We start from the raw sequence: 20,435 nt of genomic DNA, 5'->3' as shown, positions 1-20,435 counted from the left end.
CCAATTTACTGGATGAGCTGAAATGCCAGACGAACGGTGGTGCCCTCGCCTTCGCGGCTGTCCAGGCTCACGCCGCCGCCGAAGCGTTCCATGATCCGTTTGACCAGCACCAGCCCCACGCCGAGGCCGCCCTGCTTGGTGGTGAAGAACGGCCGGAAGGCCATGCTGCGCTGCTCCTCGTTCATGCCTTTGCCGGTGTCGCTGAGCATCACGCTCACGCCACGGCTGTCGCTCGGTTCGAGGGTGATGGTCAGCGTGCCGCCCTTGTCCATCGCCTCCAGCGCATTGGCCAGCAGGCTGTTGAGGATTTGCGTGAGTTGTACCGGCTGGCTCAACACCATCGGCGTCTGCTGGGGTTGAAACACCACCTGCACGCCAGCCCTGGCGATCTGCTGCTCGAACGCCATCAGGCTGTCGTGCAGCGCCGCCACCAGGTTCACCGGTTCCGGTTCGTCATTGAGCGGGCGCAACGATTGCAGCAGTTCGCGCACCCACTTCGACATGCGGTCGACCTGGCCGATGATGTCCTTGATGTTCTTCTGCGCCGGCCCCGCGTCGAATTCCAGCGCCAGTTCGGCGCTGGAACGGATGGTCGCCAGCGGGTTGCGCAGGCTGTGAGCCACCGCCGATGACATCTCGCCCAGCGCGACAAAGGTTTCGTTGGCGATCAGTTGTTTTTGCTGGGCCGCCAGCAGAATCGCCGCCCGCCGCACGATCCAGTACAGCCCCAGGTAAATCAGCCCGCCGCCCAGCGCGGTGGCCAGCCAGATCAGCGTCAGCCCGCGCTCCATGCGGGCGATCAGGTCTTTGGGCTCTTTATAGATCTCGACCATCGCCGTGACGTTCTTGCCCTCGGCGTCGAACAGCGGGATGTAGTTTTCGATGAAGATGTATTCCGGCGGCACCACGAACTTCTGTTCTTCACGGCCCTTGTCCACATCGTGATAACTCGCCGACACCGGAATCTTTTCATCGAACGCCCGGTCGAGGTCTTCGTCGGCATGAATACGGGTGTTGACCAGCGCGGGGTTGGTCGACCAGATCACGGTACGATCCGGCGCATATATGTTGGCGAGGATCACGTCCGGCAAATGCTCGATGTGATCGAGAAATTCGCCCCGGGCGCTGGCTCGGGCTTGCGGGTCGACGTCGGGAAAGTTCTTGTCCTGGCGCGGGTCGAGCAATTCGCCCATGGTGCGGATATTGGGGATCGAGACGTGGCGCACTTCCGCCGACGCGATGGCCTGAATGAACTGCGCGGTCAGCAAGGCATCACGCTGCACGCTTTCTTCGATCACGAACCGTGTCGACACCGCTCCGAGCGCCACGGCCACGGTGCCGATCACTGCCATGCTGATCAATGAAAACCAGCGCAACAGGTTGAACGGCTGCTTGCGCGAGTTCAGCCGCTGGCTGCTCTCCTCGATCGGTAGCGATTTTGACTGCATGTTCATGGCGGCGACTTCCCGATACGTCCCTATAGGGTTATAGCCCACGGTTGGGTGTTTGCCCGGATCCGGGGGGTGAACGGCCCCACGCTCGGCCGATTTCCCGGTCATGCAAAAACCGCCAGGCGTTCATGCCCCCACAATCCCCAATGCTGGGGACAGTCGCCCTATCCGGGCTTGCGCCCTTTCCCCCCACGACAAGCCGCGAACCCTTGCGCCACGGGCGTTTGCGGCCGGTTGGTCCGTCGTTGGTATGGAAGTTGTAAAGCCCTCTGCAACTGACCCATCCCCAAGGGGCAGGTACTTTGATAGAGGGATTAACTCATGCACCCTTTACTGTCCAAAACCGCGACCGTCCTGGTCGTGAGCGCCTTGGCCCAGGGCATTGCCCAGGCCGCTCTGTTCGCCGTCGATCCGGGTCCCTACACACCGGCCAATGGCGGTTTCGCCAGCTGGTATCAGGACACCCACGGTCGCACCCTGGATCTGTGCCTGTCCAAAGCACTCAGCTCCCGCGTGCCGAGCACCCCGGGCGCCCCGTCGTACATGTGCTCGCTGCTGCCGACCCCCGGCGTGTTCGATGACGCGCAGCCGATCGTGTTCCCCAGCAACTTCCCCGATGAAGCGTTCTGGTTCACCGGCGAGACCTCGCTGGTCGATGCCGCGCGCGGAATCAACCTCGGTTACGTGAGCGCCATCGAAGCCGCGTTCGCCGCCGAAGAACCGGTGGAAGGTGATCAGGTCAGCTTCGCGCGGATCCGCATCCGGGTCGACGTGCCCACCGCTGGCACCTACGTCATCACCCACCCGTACGGCGTCGATGTGTTCACCGTCGATACCCCCGGCCGGCGCGCGATCAACATGACCCGCGACATCGGCATCGGTACCCCGCAAACCTACGACGGCGCGCTCAAGGGCGACATCGGTCCGTTCCTGCGCAGCGTCAACGGGCCGTACACCGAGACCAACCCGGTAAGCGGCGCGGCCGAGCAGTTTGTCGGCGACCCGAACCTCAACGAAGCCGTGACCGGCAGCCCGTTCAACACCAACTACGTGCGCATCGAAGGCCCGGGCGGCATTGACCTGCGCACCACGACCTTCGCCGTGTCCGGCAAGTTGTCGACGGTGGTGCGGCCGACCCCGCTGATCCCGCAGCGCAGCACCTACTCGCGCAAACCGGGCGACAGTGCGCCGGTGGCCCAGCAAGACGTGTTCGTCCAGGCCCCGCCAGCGCCGGGCACCGCCGCCATCACCAGCAGCACCCCGGTGGTGAACATGAAGGAAGCCGACAGCACCGGCAGCTGGTACGCGCAATCGGCGGTCAACCCGACCTTGCCGACCGTGCTGCAAGTGACCGCCGACAACCACCTGGCCATTGCGACCAGCTCGCCCACCACTTTGCCCATGACCCTGACCGACCTGGTGGTGATCCAGCGCGCCGAGTACAGCCTCAGTTCCGGGCAATTGACCGTGGTGGCCTCGACCAGTGACGAAACCTCGCCACCGGTGCTCACCGCCACCTCCGGCACCGGCGCCACCATCGGTGCGCTGGGCGGTGACGGCGCGGTGAAAACCCTGGCCACCGGGATCACGCCGATTCCACCGGCCAAGGTTCGGGTGACGTCGTCCAACGGCGGCAGCGATACCGAAGAAGTGGTCATCGTGCAATGAACGCTCACATGCCCAGATCCGCATCAGGAGGCATCATGAACAAGTGGCCACGCTTCGCGCTCAACGCGCTCGGGCTGACAATCTCGCTGACCGGCAGTGCGTTCGCGCAACTGGCCGCCGTCGATCCCGGCCCTTACACCTTCGCCACCGGGAAATTCCCGATGTGGTACCAGGACAACAACCTGCTGTCGATGGAACTCTGCCAGTCGCGCGCCGCCAGTTCGCGGGTGCCGGTCAGCACCCCGCCGGCGTACATGTGCACCCTGCTGCCGGAACCGGGCGTGTTCGATGACACCCTACCGATGGTGTTCCCCGACAACTGGCCGCCGGAAGCTTTCTGGTTCCTGGCTGAAACCGCGATCCCCAACAACGGTGCCGGTTTCGGCGTGGACGCCTACGTCGCCGGCATCGAAGCGGCGTTCGCCTCGGAGAATCCGGTCGATGGCGATCAGCAAAGCTTCGCGCGGATCCGCATCCGGGTGAACGTCCCGGTGGCCGGCACCTACACCATCACCCACCCGTATGGTGTTGAAACCGTCAACGTCACCACACCGGGGCGGCGCGCGATCAACATCACCAAGGACATCGGCATCGGCGCGCCGGGCAACTTCAGCGGTGCGCTCAACGGCGCCATCGGCCCGTTCCTGCGCAGCATCAACGGCCCGTACACCGAAGTGAACCCGGACACCGGCGGCATCGAAACCTTCGTCGGCGACCCGAACCTCACCGAAGCGGTGACCGGTAGCCCGTTCAACACCAACTTCCTGCGGATCGATGGTCCGTCGGGTGCCGGCTCGATTCAGACCAACCTGTTCACCGTCGCCGGCAAGGTCCTCGACAATCGTCAGCAAACCCAAGTCGCCATCGACCGCGCCACCTATCGCCGGACCTCGGCCGGTGTGCGTGCCGAGGTGTTCGCCAAGGCTGACAGCAGCTCGACCCTGTGCTTCCGCGAAACCGTGGCGCTGCTGCCCGGCCCACCACCGACGCCGTGCCAGACCAGTCTGCTGGGCGACAACAACGGGCTGTTCTTTGGCCAACGCCTGGGCACCGGCACCCTGCCGTCGGTGGTGGTCGTGACCGCGACCAACCCGGCCGGCACCACCCGTCCGACCGCCGTCTCGGCCAAGCTCACCGACGTGGTGAAAATCCAGACCGCCCGCTACAGCTGGGCCAACCACAGCCTGCTGATCGAGGCCACCTCGACCGATGAAGTCGCGGTGCCGGACATGGTTGCCCAAGGCTACGGACGCCTGTCGAAAACCGGCACGCTGCAAAAAATCACCGTCGCCGACCTGACCCAGCCACCCGCCACCGTCACGGTGAAATCCGCCGCCGGCGGCAGCGATACCGAGCCAGTCGTAGTGGTCGGTGCAGCACCGGACACCGGTGAGAACCAGGCGCCACTGGCCAACGCCGACACCGGCAGCACCAGCTTCGGCGTGCCGATCACCCTCAGCCTGCTGACCAACGACAGCGACCCGGACAACAACGTGCCGCTGACCATCACCGCGCTGACTCAACCGGCCGCCGGCCAGGGCACCGTCGCGCTGAGCGGCACCACCTCGGTGGTCTACACCCCGCCAGCCGTGGTGACGACACCGTTGACCACGACCTTCACCTACAAGGCGCAAGACAGCAAAGGCCTGGCCTCGGCCAATCCGGCGACCGTGACGGTGACCGTCGCGCCTAACCGGCCACCGACCGCCGTCGCCGACAGCGTCGCCACCCTGGGTGTCGCAATCCCGATCAACGTCCTGGCCAACGACACCGATCCGGAAGGCAACACGCCGCTGGGCGTCGCCAGCCTGACCCAACCGCCGGCAGGACGCGGCACGGTCAGCACCGACGGCACGGTAATCACCTACACCCCACCGGCCACCGTGACCACGGCCTTCACCACGACCTTCACCTACATCGCCCGGGACAGCTTCAACGCCCAGTCGACGCCGGCGACCGTCACGGTGCAAGTGTCGCCACGGCCAGCGGCGGAAACCTTCACGATCACCACCTCGACCGTGCAGGCCCGTTCCGGCGGACGCTTCAACTGGGACTTCGCCGGCACCTCGTCGGTGACCACCGGCAACACCATCACCGTGCAGGTCACCACCCCGACCGGGCTGGTAACGCTGGGCACCACCACGGTACCGGTGACCGGACGCTGGCGGCTGACGCTGAACAACACGCTGGTCGTGCCATCAGCCAACCCGACCGCCACCATCCGTTCGTCCCAGGGCACCGTTCGCACCATCTCGGTGACCACGCTCTGAGCCCACGCCCCACCCGACCCACACCGCCTGGCGCGGGGTGGGTGGGGCTGACTCAGCCGCGATTCCGGATTTGAGCAACATACAACACAGGACAACGCCATGAACACGCCGACCGCCGCCCTGCTTTGCCTGCTCGCCCTGTGCGTCAGTGCGGGCGTGCGCGCCGACGACCTGATGGAAAACGATGACCTGGCGCCCAACAGCGCCGATCTCGGCGAACTGCCACCCCCCGTGGGCCAGCAAGCCCTGATCGACCAGAACGGCCAGGTCAACCTCGCGCTGCTCTCGCAGAACGGTCAGTCGCTTCTGGGCAAGATCGTGCAGTCGGGCAGCAATCAGGAGGCGTACATCCTGCAACAAGGCAGCGACCTGATGGCCTTGATCACGCAAAACGGCTCCGGCAACGCCGCTTCCATCACGCAAACCGGCAGCCACAACCGTGCGCAGATTTCGCAAAACGGCAACAACAACGACGCCAGCATCGAGCAGGCCGGGACGGGGCTGCAAAGCGCCGTGACCCAGTCGGGCAACGGCATGAGCGTTTCGGTCAAGCAATATCGCTAAGCACTGCAATCATCGGAGAGTTCATCATGTTCAAACTGACGCCCCTCACCGCCGCCATCCTGGTCATGATCAGTGCCCAGGCCATGGCCGACGACAGCCTTTCCACCCAGAGCCAGCTCGGCACCGCCAACATCGCCAACGTCAAACAGACGCAGGCGCCGTTCAGCACCGCCACCCAGACCCAACTGGGCCAGGGCAACGACGCCGCCGCCGTGCAAGACACCGCCACCAGCGTCATCACCCAGGACGCGGTCGGCGACTACAACGCCGGTTACGCCGAACAGCTTTACGAAGACAACAGCACCATCACCCAGCAACAGGTCGGCGCCTTCAACACCACCCACGCCAGCCAGTCCCTCGGTTTCGGCGCCGGCAACCAAGCCCTGCAACAACAGCAAGGCACCGGCAACTTTTCGTTCGTCTATCAGGACTCGCAGAACGGCAGCGAAGGCAAGACCTTCCAGTTCGGCGACAGCAACGAAGCCAACATCGAGCAACTGTACGAAGGCACCGGCAACAGCTCGGTGATCACCCAGTACGGCACCGCCAACTACGGCACCGCCGAACAAGTGCTACACAACGGCGGCCAGATCGGTATCAACCAGGCCGGCGAAAACAACTACGCCTACGGCGACCAGCGCAACGGCACCGGCGGCAACATCACCATCAACCAGTTCGGCAACCTCAACGGCACCGAAATCTGGCAAGACTCGCAACTGGCCAGCCAGGCCACCGTCAACCAGTACGGCGACAGCAACGAAACCGTGGTCGACCAGAGCTTCGGCGAAAACAACACCGCCGCCGTCACCCAGGTCGGCAACACCAACGCCATCTATGCCGACCAGTTCGAATCGGTCAACTCGACCCTGGCGCTCTATCAGGTCGGCAACGGCAACGTGCACTTCACCTACCAGAACGGCGACAGCCACACCCTCAACGCCACCTCGGTGGGCAACGACAACAAGGTCTACGCCAGCAACTGGAAAGGCCCGCAACTGGGCGGCCAGTTCGGCAGCAGCCAGCGCGCCACCGTCACCCAGGCCGGCAACGGCAACATCGCCAGCTTCAAACAGGACGGCATCGGCCACATCATGACCACCAACCAGACCGGGACTGGCAACAAGACCACGGTCAGCCAGGCTGATTCCTACAACGAGCTGTACTTCGATCAGAACGGCAGCGACAACATCCTCATCGCCGACCAACGCGGCACCACCAACCTGGTCCAAGGCTCATCGAACGGCTCGGGCAACAGCGCCGAATTCGATCAATCCGGCACCGGCAACCAGGCCTACACCGCGCAGCTGTATGGCAGCGACAACATGATCACCGTGAAACAGGCTGACACTATGAACGTGGCGTACGTGACCCAGGGCGGGACCGGGAACATTGCCAATGTGGATCAGAGCGGGATGACGCAGACCGCGACGATTCAGCAGTTTGGGTCGGCTAACCAGGCGACGGTTTTGCAGCAGTAAGTGTTGGGTGTTGGAAAACCGCGATCTTGAGGTCGCGGTTTTTTTTGCGCTGATGATTGGGTATTGATCGTTCCCACGTCGAGGCGTCGAACCGTCTGCGTGGGAATGCCTCGAGGGACGCTCCGCGTTCCAACTCGCGAATTTGACGCAGAGCGTCAGGGGCTGCATTCCCACGCAGAGCGTGGGATCGATCAACAGCTAAATCATCTGCGCCTGATAGCGAATCAATGGGTTGATAGAATGCCGACAGGACAGTGTCTTTTTGACATCATCAAATTTTGCTCAATAATGTGCAGCGCAATCTAATGAAAAACCTGTCGGGTTGGCGGGTCTGTCCACCCAAGAAATCTCTAATAAAGGGCTTTTATGCAATCAGTTCCGGTTTATCGATTTTGGCAGTTTGGAACGACCGTTCGGTTCCTTCAGGATGCTAGAGAGGGTTTCTCCATTCATGGAAGATCCTTCATCCTTCCAAACATTGAGGCGCTGCTTCGAAAGCTGGATGAGTTGGAGCTCAGAGTTACAGTACGTGCGGCCGATACACTTCGCAAAATCCAGAAAGAGCTGAAGGAAACACCACAGGACGCCAAGCTGACGCAAGCTCAGGCGTCCAAGTTATCAACGGCAATTCAAAGATTGAGAGAAACTATGGAGGCGGAGCTTAAAGGACTAAATGCCTATACCATTTCTCCCAAAAGATTGGATATCGACAAGCTTCTATCAAACATTCCCTCCTTATTTGCTCCGGACACGTTTGACTCCTTAACTGCAGTAGCTCAATACGATCTTTCTGAGGCAGGACGTTGCATAGCTTTTGAGCGCCCTACTGCCGCAGCCTTTCATCTCATGCGAGCAACTGAGGAGGTCCTACGTCGATATTATTGCTACTTTGTGAAGCGAGATCGTATGAGTCCTATGTTGTGGTATCCAATGGTTCAGGCTTTGCAGAAACATCGCCGCGCCAAAACAAACGATGTTCTTCATCGAAATCTCGACAATATTCGTCTTTCGTTTAGAAATCCCACACAGCATCCCGACAAGGTATATGACATCCAAGAAGCTCAAGACTTATTTGGTCTATGTGTGGACGTTATTAATAGAATGCAGCGGGCAATGTCGGTGGTTTGACCATAGTGTGCCAGTCGGATTAACTGACCCTGTCAGACCTATGCTTACTGCACCCTAGCGAAAACTGAGTCCTTACAGAAAATCCAGGTGTCTGACGCATTTCAGAAATGCTATACACCATGCTTGCGAACTTGCTACGGAGTTCACTCAGCGATTTAGGAAAACGTCCAAGTTCGACAAGGTAATTTGATCTGTACCAGCATAGGAGCGTGGCTATACACGAGTAGCCTGACTCAATAATGTGGCTTTGATAACTCAAGGAGGGCCGGGTAACGTAATCAAATGGGAATAACCGGCTCGATCGGACTCCCGGCACTCGAGAAGCTGTAGTACATTCAAGCTATCTGATCAACTATTGGGTAACTAATCGATTAGAAATCGTGAACGTACTGCACACGCGTCAGGAATATCCGCGAACTTGTTGTTTCTAATTCGTTTGTCGCTCCGTTCCAAACAAAAACCGCGCTCCTGTCAGGGAGCGCGGTTTTTTCGTATTGCCGCTGCAAGAGCGTCACCCCGTCTCATGCTTTCTTCGTTTTTCCTCCATCAGGGCCGACATTTCAGCCATCACCTGTTCATTCGGAATGCTGGGTCGTGGGTCATCGATTGAAGCCTGTATTTTGGCAATCAACCAGCGGTCGTAGCTGTCGGCCTGCTCTTCGCTTTCGAAGTCTGAAACGATTGTGGAGATGAGGGAATCCATGGTGACTCCAGTTTGAATGTGAAAAACGCGACCCATTGCAGGGCCGCGTTTTTTATTGGGCATGTGCTGGATCAGCCCTTCAGTTCGACGTGATCCAAGGCCTGATTTACGGCCAGTTCACCCAGCATGAGGATCTGCGCGATGCCCAGGGCGGTCTTGCGGTGGGCAGGGTCGAGGGTGGCGGCGAAGTTGTTGAGCATTTCGCTGGCCGAGCCCAGGGATTCGCTGGCGTTGGCGAGCAGGGATTCGGTGTTGTAGACCGGGTTGGCGAGGTACATCGGGGCGGGTTCGTTGACGCTGCCCATGATGTGGGCGCCGGGGCAGAGGTAATGATCGAGCGCGCGTTCGGCGGCTTCGTGGAGTTTTTTGGAGTGGGTGGAGGTGTATGGGGAGGTTGGGTCGGTTTCGGGGTTGGCTTGGGTTTCGGGTGGGTTGGGTGTTGGTTTGAACATGGTGAATCTCCGATCCTGAAATGAAGCTGGCCCATTCGGTTTCCGAACGAATGGGTGGCAGCTGTACGCAGGCTGGAAACCCGGGGAACGGAGAACCCGGTTGACCCGAAGGTCTCCCGCGCACAGCCGCCATAACGGAGTGCACACTTTTCAAGGTGCGCAAGCATACGTTATGAAAAGCGCTTGTGCGCTCGGTTCTAGTCGGGGTTTCCAATCCCGATCGCTGAATTGGCAGCGACAGAAACAGGCTAGAGCCCGCGCTTCCGACGGACAACCTGAAAACCTTGTGGGAAGGATCGGCAAAACCGAAACAACTTTTAAACATTCGAGAATGGAACGCGGAGCGTCCCGGGCTGCATTCCCACGCGGAGCGTGGGAACGATCAAAGCAAAAGCAATCCGCTTTCTGCTTTCTGCTTTCTGCTTTCTGCTTTCTGCTTTCTGCTTTCTGCTTTCTGCTTTCCGCTTTTCGCTTTTCGCTTCCCACCACTCAACACGATGAGCGTTAGCTCGAGTAAAGCTTTTGACGTGCTGGCCCCTTCGGAAGGCTGAGTGGAGGGATTCATCCGGGGGTGGGAGCGCAGCGACCGTGCGGCGAAGCCGCATGCATCGAGAGGAGGTGCAGCGAAGCAAACCGTAGGCGATGCCCCCGGATGAATCCCGGAACGAAGGAACCCCGAGCCCCAGCGAGGGGCCGAACGCCGGGGCCAAGCCTTTTGCTTACTTTTTGGCGTTTGAAAAAGTGAGCCGCTGTAAGAGCGGAACCGCCAGCGGCAACACCCGAAGAAACGGATATTCACCCAACCCAATAAGAACCTGGTCGGCCCGAAGGCCGCCACGTTCACTCGGCATCCGGGTCAATCTTGTTCTGAGTCAGGTACCGATTCAAAACATCATCCTGCGAAGGCGTAGAAGCATCCCCCGCCACCTGCCACAACCGCCGCTCAATCCCCTGCGCCACCATATGCCCCACCGCCGCCTCAATCGCCGACAACACACACAACTGCGCCGGCTCATTGGTCGTATACCCGACCTCAGCCTCAAGCAACTTCTTGAACTCGATAAACTTGAAAATCCCCGCACTGCGCGCAACCGAATAAATCGTCTTGCTGGTCATCACATTCGCCAACACCTGCCCGCTACGAACATCCACCGCCCGCAAGTTCACAGTCACCTGATCCACCCGGTACTCACGGGACAAATCGATCCCCAGATACCGCGCCCCTTCCCCACCGCTGCGCACGTTGGTGTCATAAGCGATGATCCCGCCCTCGAGCATCATGTTCGCGGCCTGCAACGGTGGCAGTTCACCCTGAATGTTCACCGGCGTATTCGGCTTCTTCTGCGAAGCCCGAATGATCTTGCGTTCAGTCAGCAGGTTCTGCAGCCCTTCCCGCTCGAGCACCACAAACCAGCCGCTGGCCTGCATCGCGTCCATCAACATCGACGCCGCGCCCTGGGTGACGCTGGTGGAAAACGAACTGGCCGGCGTCGGTTTGTACTGCCCGGTCTGGTCACGGAAGCCGTACACCACCGCCATCAGCCGGCCCTTGGGTCGCGGCATTTTCAGCAAGTCGTAGTAGGTCGAGGCCCTGGGGGTCAGGGTCGGGGTATCGGTGTCCTGCTCGGCCGGCATCGGCTCGCGCAGACTGCACCCTTGTAATGCTGCCAACATCAGCCCTAGCGCTATTATTTTTTTCATGTCCATCACTCCCCGGAACCGTCATCCCGTCATGGGTTGAGGCCGTTCACCTGAATTTCGGAAACTTCGCCGCTCGCTCGGTCGGTCACTTCAATCGTGAGTGCCCCCGAGTCATCAACGACGTTGACGATAAAAGCGTCGGTGGACAGGCTCCCCGTGTTGCCGGTGGAGATGTTGTCCAGCAGTTGCCCTAGCAACCGCGACTGCAATTGACTGGTGAAACGTTCGAGGGCCGAAGTGCCGGCCACCGTCGAGCGTTTCTTGAGGTCCGGATCGTCGTGGTCGTTTTGCGCCTGGGCGTTGTTGAGCAACCAGGTGCCGTTGAGCGGGTTACCGCCGAACGACGGGTTGACCGGCGTGTAGACCAATTCGGTGGCCTGGACGGCAGCGGCGCTGGCAAGCCCGATCAACAACCCCGAGATCCAGAATCCGCTGCGCCGTGAGAACGTTGTCGTGTTCATAGTTCGTCCTTCTCAAGGTCGGTGGTGTCCTGCAACAAGGCTTCCAGCTTGCGCCGGACGACCTCCAGTCGAACCGAGTCGGCGGCCTCGTAGGCCTCGTCCTTCAGTTCCACGGTGTTCGGCGGCAGGAAGCGCCGATACACCAGGCGTTGTTGATATTCGACGGTCACAAGGCTCCCCCAGCGCGCGTCGGGGCGCTCGCGCACCACCAGGTTGAAATCCATGCGGCTGGTGTCGCGCAGGCGCTCGCTGAACGAGTAGTAAAAGTCGTGGCCGATGTGCGAGATCGTGTCGTCGACGATGAAGCCCATCATTTCGTCTTCTTCACTGGCGCTGGCGAAAGACGCCACGGCCGCGAGGATCAACGCGCACCACCATTGGCGGCTCATGGCTGCAACGCCTGCGGCAGTGTCGACTGGCCTTTTGCAGGGCCCCCGTTGCCAGAGCCGGTGCCATCAAGAAAGGCTTTCTCGGCCACGAACTGCCAGTCCGAATAACGCTGCATGCCTTCGAAATCCGACCACTGCGACGGGAAGTCCGCCTGCTTCAACGGCACCTCGGTGGAGGCACTGTTGATGCCGGTGATGCGTCCGTCGAAACCCCGTTGCAGTGCCCATTCACCGCCGCCGATCGGGTCCGGATAGAGCTGACGCAGATGGTGGCGGGCTTCCGGAAAACGCTCGTCCTGCAGCAGGTCGACCAGTTCTTTCGGGTACTGCGCCAACCCTGGCGAACTGCGGTAGTAGCTGCGCAGCGCCTGGGCGTACTGGGTGCCGACCCACAGCAGTTGCTTCTCGCGATCGCGGCGCGACACGGTCGACCACAGCTCGCCGGCGCTGGCCAGGCCCATGCCCATGATCACGATCAGGAACAGCACGCCCAGGTAGGTGAACCCACCCTGCTCCACGTGCTTACCACTCGGAATACTGGCTGCCATCACGCGCCCTCCCGGTAGCTCCGCTCTTGATATCGGCAACGCCGCCCGCCACGCCGTCCGGCGGAGCGATCAGCACCCATTGGTCATTGCGTTCGGTGATCGGGTCCAGCGGCGCATTGCGCAGGTAACGCATCTCCACCAGTTGCTCGATGGAATCGGGATAGCGCCCGGTGTCGCCGTAGTAGTGATCCAGCGCCTCGCGCATGGCCGACAGGCTCTGGTGCAACGTGGTCTCTTTCGAGGCCTCGAGGCTGTTGAAGTAGCGTGGCAAGGCGATGGTCATCAGGGTCGCGATGATCGCCATCACCACCATCAGCTCGAGCAAGGTAAACCCCTTTTCCCGGCGCATGAGAATCACCACTCGCGGTAAGCGATGCCGTTGAGGCCTTTACCCCGGGCGTGGGAGTAGACGTCGAACACGTCCTCGCCATCGCGCGGGTTCTGGGCCGAACTGTTGTAGGCCCGCAGGCCCCAACCGCCGTTGTCGTCACGTTTGGCCGGCACCAGCGGATCCCGCGGTATCCGGCGCAGAAAGTAGAACTTCGCACCCTTGGCACTGCGCACGTCGCGCACGCCTTCGACCAGCACTTTCAGGTTCGGCGGATAGCCGCTGCTGTTCAGGGATTTCTCGATGTAGCCGGCATCGAAGGCACGCTTGTAGGCGTCGATGCCATCGCGAATCTGATACAGCGCGGTGCGCAGTTCCTGCTCCTTGCCACGCCGTACCAGGGTCTCGGTCAGCGGCGCGGCCATACCGGCCAGCAGGCCGATCAGGGCCAGCGTCACCACGACTTCGATCAAGGTAAAACCGCGCTGGGAGGCGTTCATGATCAAGGCTTCTCGACGGTAACGTGAGTGGTTGCCACGGCCGCTTCACCGACTGCACGAGGCTGCACGGCAGGCGCTGGCATGGTGTAGTTCTGCGAACGGTCCGGCGCCTGGATGTGCATGCTGGTTTCGGTGCCGGTCGGGAATTCCATGTCCGACGGGCTCTGGTACGGCAGGTTGCGCACGATCCGTGGGGTGATCGAGAGCACCAGTTCCGATTTGCCGATGGTGTCCTTGTTGCTGCCGAACAACCGGCCCAGACCCGGAATGTCGCCGAGGCCCGGAATCTTGTTGCCGGTGGCGCCGTGGTCGTTGCGCATCAGGCCGGCGAGGATCTGGGTTTCGCCGTCATGCAGGCGCAGCGAGGTCTGGGCATTGCGGGTGTCGACCTGCACCGGAATCGTCCCCTGGCGGGTCGGTTCCAGCGGCGTGGCGTTACTCACTTCCAGAGCAATCTTGATCGCCACTTCGTTGTTCAGGTGCACGGTCGGTTGCACTTCGAGCTTCAGACCGACGTCGAGATAGGTCACGCTTTCAGTGATCACCGGGCCCTGGGTCGAAGGCACCGAGGTGGCGCTGATGATCGGCACCCGCTGGCCGATGTGGATGCGCGCCTGTTCGCGGTTGCTGACGCGGATCACCGGGCTGGCCAGGGTGTTGATGTCGTTGTCCTGCGCGTTGATCTTGGCTTGCGGCGACGGCGAGATCGAAATCCGGCTGGAGTTGATGCCTTTCAGTTGATCGAGAAGGGTCACCGCCGAACCGTCGCTGTTGACCACACCGAAGGTGTTCGGCCATTGCAGGCCGAGGTCGAGAATGCGCTGGGTGGCGACTTCCATCACTTCCACTTCCAGCACCACTTCGGGGTTGGACTGGTCTTGCGATTGCAGGAGTTTCTCAGCCATGCGCACGGCGTCTTCGGTGTCGCGCATGGTCAGGGTATTCAGGCGTTCGTCGACGAACACGTCGCGGGTCTTGAGCATGGTCTTGATCATGTTCAGCGCGGTGTTGGCGTCGATGCTGGTCAGGTAGAAGGTGCGCATCACCAGCTCTTGATAGTCCTTCAGCTTCTGCGGCGAGTCCGGAAAGATCAGCAAGGTGTTTTCGTTCACCACTTTCTGGTGCAGCTGGTTCTGTTGCAGCAGCAGTTGCACGGCGTCTTCGATGCGCACATCACGCACGAAGATCGTGGCTTTCATGTCCGGGCGCAGGTCCTTGTCGAAGATGAAATTCAGGCCGGCAACCTGCGACAGCACTTCGAAAATGGTCTTGAGGTTGGCGTCGCGAAATTCCAGGGTCACCGGGCGATCGAGCCGGGTACGCAGTTGCGGGTACTGGATCACGTTGCGGCTCTGCACCAGACGGATGTTGCCTTGCAGTTCCAGCGCGCCGTCGTTTTTCGGGTCGAGTTCGAGGATCTGTTTGACCTGACGGTCGGCGCCGTAGATGTCACCCCGGCGCAGATCGCCACGGGCCAGCTCCAGCTTCTCGTCCATGCTGCGCAGGTAGTCGAGCTGGCGCAGGGCATCCTGGGCGCGGCGGTTGTTCGGCTCGATGGTCAGCACCCGGCTGTAGGCGGTGCGGGCCGAAGCGAAATCGCGGCGGGCGCGGTCGGTGTCACCGGAGGTCAGCAGCGCGGTAATGGCTTTGGCCCGTCCGCTGTTGAGCAGCAAATGCAGTTCGGTGTCGCGAGGATCTTCGCGCAGGCCTTCTTCGATCCGGGCCAGCCCGGCCTCGTATTGACCTTGCTCGATCAGGTCGGAAGCCTCCTTGTTGGCGACCTGCGCGGAACTGCACGCGGCCAGCCCGGCACACAGGCCGAGGCTCATCAGCAAACGGGATCTGTTCATTGCGTACTCCCCACAGACAAGGTCTGCGACAAATGCAAAGGCAGGTAGACCAGGCTCAGTTCCACATCGGAAATCGCCGCAATCTTCCAGGTGTCGTCGATCACATCCCCGCTGCGCACGACGTAGATTTTCTCGCCGTCCTGCAAGAACACCTGCAGGTCGCTGCGGTCATGCAGCCTGCCGACGAACTGAAACGGCACCGGTGGCAGGCTCGGGGCTTGCACCACCGGGGTTTGGTTGATCGCTTGTTCGGTGACCGTCGCCAGGGTCGGCGCGGCCTTCCAGGATCTGCTCGCAAACAGGTCGCCGGCCGGGCTCAGGTCCTTGATCGGCGCCGCATTCGCCTTGGCGCTGCTGGCGGGCAAGCCGCCACGGGCGCTGGCTTTGGCCGGGCTGGCCACGGCGACTTCGGTCAAGTCAGCTTCGTCGCTCGGCGAGAAATATTCCGGTAACCAGGCCAGCGCCGCCGCCACGCCGAAGAACCCCACCCAGCCAGTTATGCGTTTGGTGTCCATCACGACCTCGACAGATAGAGGGTCATACGGATCCGGCCGCTGAGGTCGGTATCGGCAATCTTCTTGCGTTGAAACTCGACGTCTTCCACCACCACCGCTGGCAACTGGCCGAGCAAGGCGTGCAGGAAACGGCGCAGTTGCGGGTAGCTGCCGCGCACCGGCAACAGGATCTGGTAGCGCGCCAAATGGGTCTTGGGATCGACGCCGAGGGCGTATTCGCCGCGCGCCAGGGTGATGTGTTCCTGCGCAGCCAACGCGTAGATGCGGTCGATGGCGACGGTGGCCTGCGGCTGGGCCGGCAGCTTGTTACGGAAATCATCCAGCTGACGTTGCGGCACCACCGGCGGCGCGATGCTGCCGTCCTCGACCTTGGCCAGGTATTCGGTGGCTTCCTGGGTTTGCTGGCTGAGCTGTTGCAGCGACTGCCAGCCCGGCAGCAAACCGCCGAGTGCCCAGGCCAGCGTGACCAGCAGCAGCGCCAGACCGGCCAGGCCCGGAACACCGAGGCCTTGCAGGTATTCGTGAACGATCAGTCTAGGGATTCGCATCGCCTATCTCCCAGGTCGCCGACAGGTTGAATTGCACCGGTTGCTCCGGCGATTTGACGACGATTTCGTGGCTCAGCAGCGACACGTCGGACAGCTCGTCACTGGCCTCCAGCCGTTTGTGGAAATCCAGCATCGCTTGCAGATCCCGCGCCTCGGCGCTGATCCGCACCTGGCCCTTGCGTGCATCCGGGGTCAGGGTCAGCAAGGCGATGTCGTCGCGCGGCATGGCTTCGAGCATGGCGAACAGGCGCTCCCAGGGCCGGCGCAGTTGCTGCGAGACCTTGCGCATTTCAGCAAGGTTCTGCGCCTGCTCGCGGGTTTCCGCCGGGCTCAAGGTTGTCTTGGCGCCGCTGTCGCCGGTGAGCTGGCGCTGGGTGTGCTGCAGGTGACCTTGCTGTTGTTCGGCCTGATCGCCGAGGTGCTGCTGCACGCCGAAGCACACCAGCGCGAGCAACACACCGCCGCCGAGCAGGCTCCAGCCCAACGGGCCGGAGCGAGGACGAGGCTGGAAGTCGAGGTTCAAGGCGCGCATGTCAGGCCACCGCCCGGGACATGACGTACAAGGCGTCACGCACGGTCATCGAGTCGTCTTCGAGGGTGCGCAGGTGCACCCCCGCCACATCCGGTTGCGCATCAAGGCGCGCCGGGGCGTGCAGATAAACGTTGAAGGCGCGTTCGCTGGTGGAGGCTTGCAGTTGCCGTTCACGACCGATCAGCGCGCTGAGTGCCGCGTCGCTGTCGCTGCCGCCCACCGAACGCACCGACGACCAGCGCCCTTCCCGCGCCAGCAGCAACACGCTGCGTTGCGGTTCGGCGACGATGAACAGGAAGTCGCCGGCGTCGAGGCTTTTGTCGAAACGGTTGAACGCGGTCATCAGGTACGGCTGCACCGAACGCAGACGCAGGCCGCGAGCGCTTACCAGCGTGCGCAGGCGTTCCAGCAAATCCTGCGGCAAGGCACTGGCGATCCGGTCATGCCCGGCGGGCTCAGCCGACAGCACCAGGCTCCAGGGTTGGGTCGGGGCGCCGAACAGGTCTTCGAAGCACAGTTGGGCGAAGCCGCGCAGTTCGTCAGGGCTGCTGATCTGCTCGCTCCACGGCACCAGGCAGAAACGGCTGAAGTGGCCGGAGATCACCACGCTCAGCTCGGCGCCGGCACGGGTGTGTTCGCCGAGCAGGCGGTCGAGGGTGTCCAGCGCCACCGCGTAGCTCTGAAAGCCTTCGTCGATGTAGCCGACGCTGCCCAGCCACAGGGTGTCGCAGCCCCGGCGCTGGCCGAGGCCGACACCGCTGGCGCCGAGCACGGCGATAAATTGATCACGCGATAAAAGTGACACGATTGATCTCCTCCAGCGTGGTCCGACCGTGCTCCACCAGCTCCAGCGCCGATTCGCGCAACAGGCGCAAACCACGGGCGCAGGCCAGGGCTTTGATCTGGGTGATGGGTTGGCGCTCGACGATCATCTGCCGCAGTTCGTCGTCCAGGTGCAGCAGCTCGGCAATCGCCGTGCGTCCGCGATAGCCGCTGCCCCGGCAGTGGCCGCAGCCCTTGCCGTGGACGAAGTGGTAGTGATCGACTTTCTGTGGATCGAGGCCCGATGCGCGCAGCTCTTCATCGCTCGGGTTGACCGGCGTGCTGCAACTGCTGCACACCAGCCGGATCAGACGCTGGGCAAGAATCGCGTTGAGCGCCGAGACCAGGCTGTAGGGATCGATTTCCATCTGGGTAAAACGACCGATCACGTCGAACACGTTGTTGGCGTGAATGGTGGTGAATACGAGGTGACCGGTGAGCGCCGATTGCACGGCGATCTGCGCGGTGTCCGGGTCGCGGATCTCGCCGACCATGATCTTGTCTGGGTCGTGGCGCAGGATCGAGCGCAGGCCACGGGCGAAGGTCAGGCCTTTTTTCTCGTTGACCGGGATTTGCAGCACGCCGGGCAGCTGATATTCCACCGGGTCTTCGATGGTGATGATCTTGTCCACGCCGTGGTTGATCTCGGTGATCATCGCGTACAGCGTGGTGGTCTTGCCGCTGCCGGTGGGGCCGGTCACCAGCACCATGCCGTAGGGTTCGGCGGCGAGGCGACGCAACTGGCGCAGGGTTTCGTCTTCAAAGCCCAGCGCTTGCAGTTGCACGCCGCAGACCTTGTCGGCCAGGTCCTGTTTGTCCAGCACCCGCAGCACCGCGTCTTCGCCGAAGATGCTCGGCATGATCGACACCCGGAAGTCGATCTGCCGGCCGCTGATGCCGATCTTGAAGCGACCGTCCTGCGGCACGCGTTTTTCGCCGATGTCCAGTTCGGCCATGACCTTGACCCGCGAGATCACCTGCTCGGCGAACTCGCTGCCCTGGATCTTGCCGATGTTGTTCAGCACACCATCGATACGGTACTTGATCACCAGGCCCTGGCCGGTGGTGCCGAGGTGGATGTCGCTGGCGTGCATTTTCAGCGCGTCGTACAGGGTCGAGTTGACCAGTTTCACCACCACGCTCGAGTCTTCGCTGATGCTGGTCAGCGACAGGCTTTGCAGGGTGTCGGTCTCGCTGCCGGCGTCGGCCTGGGCGTTGAGCGATTCGACGGCGTGGAAGCTTTCTTCGTGGCGGGCCAGATAGGCCTTGAGGTCGTCGGCGTGCACCAGATACAGCGGCGCGCCGTGCAGGCATTCGTCGATCCAGGCCAGGCGCGCGGTGTCGAAGGGGTCGGCGAACACGCCGATGACTTCGTCGTTGTGGCGCAGCAGGATGAATTCACGTTTGAGGCATTGCGCGAGGGTGACCCGATCGAACACCGGGGTCGCCAGAAACAGCGTGTCGGTGTCGAGCACCGGGTAATGCAGGGTGGCGCCGAGGCTGGCAATGAACGGCATCGGCGCCAGTTCGCAAAGCACGGCCAGTGCATCGAGCACCCGTTCCCCGGAAGTGGTAGCCCGTGCCCGGGCCTGGGCCAGTTGTTCACTGGAAAAGCGTGGCGGGGTCTGTGCCTCCTGTGGAGGATTGACCGACAGCGGTTCGACGACAACGGACAGACGATCCATGGCTTGCTCTCCAACACCCGGGGCTTGAGGCCCTGACGGCGCGGGAGGCGAATTCGGCGAGTGCCGGAACGTCTATCGCGCCATTACTCCCCGGTGAGCATTTGATCGTCGTCCGGTGCCATGGCCTCCGACCTGTTTCGTCGGCGGTCCGCCAGCACCCAACTGCCATCGTACAACTGCAACGGGAAGCTCTCGGTCCTGCTCTGGCGTCGTTCGACAAAGCCTTCGGATGGGCTCGCACCGGGTTTCGCTTCGCGCTGGATCCCCAGAAGGTCGCAGACAGCTCGGGCCAGTTCCGCCAAAGGAAACGGTTTGAACAGGATGTGACTGACCCCCAGTTGCCGCGCCCGCTCACAGACTTCAGCGGTCGGGTGACCCGTTATCAGCACGAAATGACACGTCCTGTTCTGGCGAACCGCGTCGAGCACCTCGAACCCTTCCATATCGGGCAAGCGGTAATCGAACACCAGCACGTCGGGGGCGAAAGTCTCGGCCTGGCCGATTCCGTCTGCGCCGTCATGTGCAATCCGGACTTCCAGCCCTTGCGCCGACAGATAATCCTGAAGGTTCTGTGCAAGCAGCTGTTCGTCTTCGACAACCAGTACTTTGTTAACCAAGGTGGACTCCCTGAAACCTCAAGTGCCGGCAATTGAAATTCAATGACCCGAACCTGCTGGAGTGCGCCTCACAAGAGGTAACGCACACTTCATGCCAGGCTGAATGCCGGTAATTTTTTGTCTTCATGTCCTTGAATTGAATGGAAATGCCCGCTCGTCCCGGTACCCCGTTCCCCAGAAACGGGGAAGCACCTGAATGGGCATCGAAGCCATTCCCCACTATTG

The 20,435-nt window shown here is 61.7% G+C and carries 21 protein-coding genes; 5 read left to right on the top strand and 16 right to left on the bottom strand.

The annotated features are described in order from the left end of the window. Nucleotides 1–5: 5 nt before the first annotated feature. Nucleotides 6–1,454, bottom strand: coding sequence for a sensor histidine kinase (locus tag AC0R79_RS11450; protein ID WP_474734448.1), 1,449 nt, complete (start codon nucleotides 1,452–1,454; stop codon nucleotides 6–8). Nucleotides 1,455–1,772: 318 nt separating this feature from the next. Here AC0R79_RS11450 and AC0R79_RS11445 point away from each other — a divergent pair, with 318 nt between their 5' ends. The 5 genes from AC0R79_RS11445 to AC0R79_RS11425 all read left to right on the top strand — a co-directional run bounded on the left by AC0R79_RS11445 (nucleotide 1,773) and on the right by AC0R79_RS11425 (nucleotide 8,559). Continuing rightward, complete coding sequence (locus tag AC0R79_RS11445; RefSeq protein ID WP_474734446.1) at nucleotides 1,773–3,119, top strand: hypothetical protein; 1,347 nt, start codon at nucleotides 1,773–1,775, stop codon at nucleotides 3,117–3,119. A 35-nt stretch (nucleotides 3,120–3,154) separates the two neighbouring features. After that, on the top strand, nucleotides 3,155–5,389 hold the full coding sequence (locus tag AC0R79_RS11440) for an Ig-like domain-containing protein (RefSeq protein ID WP_474734445.1): 2,235 nt from the start codon (nucleotides 3,155–3,157) through the stop codon (nucleotides 5,387–5,389). Between the two features lie 99 nt (nucleotides 5,390–5,488). Beyond that, the gene (locus AC0R79_RS11435; protein WP_007956150.1) at nucleotides 5,489–5,953 is read left to right on the top strand and encodes a curlin; all 465 of its coding nucleotides are present in this window, start codon (nucleotides 5,489–5,491) and stop codon (nucleotides 5,951–5,953) included. Between the two features lie 26 nt (nucleotides 5,954–5,979). After that, on the top strand, nucleotides 5,980–7,431 hold the full coding sequence (locus AC0R79_RS11430) for a curlin (RefSeq protein ID WP_474734442.1): 1,452 nt from the start codon (nucleotides 5,980–5,982) through the stop codon (nucleotides 7,429–7,431). 366 nt (nucleotides 7,432–7,797) lie between these two features. Continuing rightward, the gene (locus AC0R79_RS11425) at nucleotides 7,798–8,559 is read left to right on the top strand and encodes a hypothetical protein (RefSeq protein ID WP_474734440.1); all 762 of its coding nucleotides are present in this window, start codon (nucleotides 7,798–7,800) and stop codon (nucleotides 8,557–8,559) included. Between the two features lie 511 nt (nucleotides 8,560–9,070). On the opposite strand, the gene relB is transcribed toward AC0R79_RS11425, so the two are convergent. The 15 genes from relB to AC0R79_RS11350 form a co-directional block, all read right to left on the bottom strand. Then, on the bottom strand, nucleotides 9,071–9,262 hold the full coding sequence (relB, locus tag AC0R79_RS11420; RefSeq protein WP_474734438.1) for a type II toxin-antitoxin system RelB family antitoxin: 192 nt from the start codon (nucleotides 9,260–9,262) through the stop codon (nucleotides 9,071–9,073). A 71-nt stretch (nucleotides 9,263–9,333) separates the two neighbouring features. Further along, on the bottom strand, nucleotides 9,334–9,714 hold the full coding sequence (locus tag AC0R79_RS11415) for a DUF6124 family protein (RefSeq protein ID WP_375746575.1): 381 nt from the start codon (nucleotides 9,712–9,714) through the stop codon (nucleotides 9,334–9,336). Between the two features lie 840 nt (nucleotides 9,715–10,554). Beyond that, the gene (locus tag AC0R79_RS11410) at nucleotides 10,555–11,415 is read right to left on the bottom strand and encodes a CsgG/HfaB family protein (protein ID WP_064378912.1); all 861 of its coding nucleotides are present in this window, start codon (nucleotides 11,413–11,415) and stop codon (nucleotides 10,555–10,557) included. A gap of 29 nt (nucleotides 11,416–11,444) precedes the next feature. Beyond that, complete coding sequence (locus AC0R79_RS11405; protein WP_007956141.1) at nucleotides 11,445–11,876, bottom strand: curli assembly protein CsgF; 432 nt, start codon at nucleotides 11,874–11,876, stop codon at nucleotides 11,445–11,447. Then, complete coding sequence (gene csgE, locus AC0R79_RS11400; RefSeq protein WP_127797541.1) at nucleotides 11,873–12,265, bottom strand: curli production assembly/transport protein CsgE; 393 nt, start codon at nucleotides 12,263–12,265, stop codon at nucleotides 11,873–11,875. The genes AC0R79_RS11405 and csgE overlap by 4 nt, the downstream gene beginning before the upstream one ends. Then, nucleotides 12,262–12,813 (bottom strand): type II secretion system protein, encoded by a 552-nt coding sequence (locus AC0R79_RS11395; protein ID WP_127797540.1) that lies wholly within the window; start codon nucleotides 12,811–12,813, stop codon nucleotides 12,262–12,264. The genes csgE and AC0R79_RS11395 overlap by 4 nt, the downstream gene beginning before the upstream one ends. Continuing rightward, nucleotides 12,788–13,162, bottom strand: coding sequence for a type II secretion system protein (locus AC0R79_RS11390; RefSeq protein ID WP_011333435.1), 375 nt, complete (start codon nucleotides 13,160–13,162; stop codon nucleotides 12,788–12,790). Before AC0R79_RS11390 ends, AC0R79_RS11395 begins: the two co-directional genes overlap by 26 nt. Before the next feature lie 5 nt (nucleotides 13,163–13,167). Further along, entirely contained in the window at nucleotides 13,168–13,641 is a 474-nt protein-coding gene (locus AC0R79_RS11385) for a type II secretion system protein (RefSeq protein ID WP_007956136.1), read from the bottom strand. 2 nt (nucleotides 13,642–13,643) lie between these two features. Beyond that, complete coding sequence (locus AC0R79_RS11380) at nucleotides 13,644–15,491, bottom strand: secretin N-terminal domain-containing protein (RefSeq protein WP_474734436.1); 1,848 nt, start codon at nucleotides 15,489–15,491, stop codon at nucleotides 13,644–13,646. Continuing rightward, nucleotides 15,488–16,006 (bottom strand): hypothetical protein, encoded by a 519-nt coding sequence (locus AC0R79_RS11375; RefSeq protein ID WP_474734435.1) that lies wholly within the window; start codon nucleotides 16,004–16,006, stop codon nucleotides 15,488–15,490. The genes AC0R79_RS11380 and AC0R79_RS11375 overlap by 4 nt, the downstream gene beginning before the upstream one ends. Then, nucleotides 16,006–16,554 (bottom strand): GspMb/PilO family protein, encoded by a 549-nt coding sequence (locus tag AC0R79_RS11370; protein WP_011333432.1) that lies wholly within the window; start codon nucleotides 16,552–16,554, stop codon nucleotides 16,006–16,008. The genes AC0R79_RS11375 and AC0R79_RS11370 overlap by 1 nt, the downstream gene beginning before the upstream one ends. Then, complete coding sequence (locus AC0R79_RS11365) at nucleotides 16,541–17,086, bottom strand: PilN domain-containing protein (protein ID WP_179695650.1); 546 nt, start codon at nucleotides 17,084–17,086, stop codon at nucleotides 16,541–16,543. Before AC0R79_RS11365 ends, AC0R79_RS11370 begins: the two co-directional genes overlap by 14 nt. Before the next feature lies 1 nt (nucleotide 17,087). Next, entirely contained in the window at nucleotides 17,088–17,891 is an 804-nt protein-coding gene (locus tag AC0R79_RS11360) for a hypothetical protein (RefSeq protein WP_474734433.1), read from the bottom strand. Continuing rightward, nucleotides 17,872–19,593, bottom strand: coding sequence for a GspE/PulE family protein (locus tag AC0R79_RS11355; protein WP_375746567.1), 1,722 nt, complete (start codon nucleotides 19,591–19,593; stop codon nucleotides 17,872–17,874). Before AC0R79_RS11355 ends, AC0R79_RS11360 begins: the two co-directional genes overlap by 20 nt. An 83-nt stretch (nucleotides 19,594–19,676) precedes the next feature. Continuing rightward, nucleotides 19,677–20,210 carry a response regulator gene (locus AC0R79_RS11350; RefSeq protein WP_085607714.1) on the bottom strand — a complete coding sequence of 178 codons (534 nt, stop codon included), beginning with the start codon at nucleotides 20,208–20,210 and terminating at the stop codon, nucleotides 19,677–19,679. Nucleotides 20,211–20,435 lie beyond the last annotated feature (225 nt).

This window comes from Pseudomonas sp. HD57-3 (genome assembly GCF_056113135.1).
This window is presented reverse-complemented; position numbering and strand designations above follow the sequence as displayed.

Excerpts from the sequence above, each read along its gene's own strand:
- AC0R79_RS11380 (WP_474734436.1), bottom strand. The coding sequence starts at position 15,491 with ATGAACAGATCCCGTTTGCTGATGAGCCTCGGCCTGTGTGCCGGGCTG.
- AC0R79_RS11415 (WP_375746575.1), bottom strand. The coding sequence starts at position 9,714 with ATGTTCAAACCAACACCCAACCCACCCGAAACCCAAGCCAACCCCGAA.
- AC0R79_RS11445 (WP_474734446.1), top strand. The coding sequence starts at position 1,773 with ATGCACCCTTTACTGTCCAAAACCGCGACCGTCCTGGTCGTGAGCGCC.
- relB (WP_474734438.1), bottom strand. The coding sequence starts at position 9,262 with ATGGATTCCCTCATCTCCACAATCGTTTCAGACTTCGAAAGCGAAGAG.
- AC0R79_RS11405 (WP_007956141.1), bottom strand. The coding sequence starts at position 11,876 with ATGAACACGACAACGTTCTCACGGCGCAGCGGATTCTGGATCTCGGGG.
- AC0R79_RS11410 (WP_064378912.1), bottom strand. The coding sequence starts at position 11,415 with ATGAAAAAAATAATAGCGCTAGGGCTGATGTTGGCAGCATTACAAGGG.
- AC0R79_RS11355 (WP_375746567.1), bottom strand. The coding sequence starts at position 19,593 with ATGGATCGTCTGTCCGTTGTCGTCGAACCGCTGTCGGTCAATCCTCCA.
- AC0R79_RS11370 (WP_011333432.1), bottom strand. The coding sequence starts at position 16,554 with ATGCGAATCCCTAGACTGATCGTTCACGAATACCTGCAAGGCCTCGGT.
- AC0R79_RS11450 (WP_474734448.1), bottom strand. The coding sequence starts at position 1,454 with ATGAACATGCAGTCAAAATCGCTACCGATCGAGGAGAGCAGCCAGCGG.
- csgE (WP_127797541.1), bottom strand. The coding sequence starts at position 12,265 with ATGAGCCGCCAATGGTGGTGCGCGTTGATCCTCGCGGCCGTGGCGTCT.
- AC0R79_RS11440 (WP_474734445.1), top strand. The coding sequence starts at position 3,155 with ATGAACAAGTGGCCACGCTTCGCGCTCAACGCGCTCGGGCTGACAATC.
- AC0R79_RS11430 (WP_474734442.1), top strand. The coding sequence starts at position 5,980 with ATGTTCAAACTGACGCCCCTCACCGCCGCCATCCTGGTCATGATCAGT.
- AC0R79_RS11365 (WP_179695650.1), bottom strand. The coding sequence starts at position 17,086 with ATGCGCGCCTTGAACCTCGACTTCCAGCCTCGTCCTCGCTCCGGCCCG.
- AC0R79_RS11435 (WP_007956150.1), top strand. The coding sequence starts at position 5,489 with ATGAACACGCCGACCGCCGCCCTGCTTTGCCTGCTCGCCCTGTGCGTC.
- AC0R79_RS11375 (WP_474734435.1), bottom strand. The coding sequence starts at position 16,006 with ATGGACACCAAACGCATAACTGGCTGGGTGGGGTTCTTCGGCGTGGCG.
- AC0R79_RS11385 (WP_007956136.1), bottom strand. The coding sequence starts at position 13,641 with ATGAACGCCTCCCAGCGCGGTTTTACCTTGATCGAAGTCGTGGTGACG.
- AC0R79_RS11425 (WP_474734440.1), top strand. The coding sequence starts at position 7,798 with ATGCAATCAGTTCCGGTTTATCGATTTTGGCAGTTTGGAACGACCGTT.
- AC0R79_RS11395 (WP_127797540.1), bottom strand. The coding sequence starts at position 12,813 with ATGGCAGCCAGTATTCCGAGTGGTAAGCACGTGGAGCAGGGTGGGTTC.
- AC0R79_RS11390 (WP_011333435.1), bottom strand. The coding sequence starts at position 13,162 with ATGCGCCGGGAAAAGGGGTTTACCTTGCTCGAGCTGATGGTGGTGATG.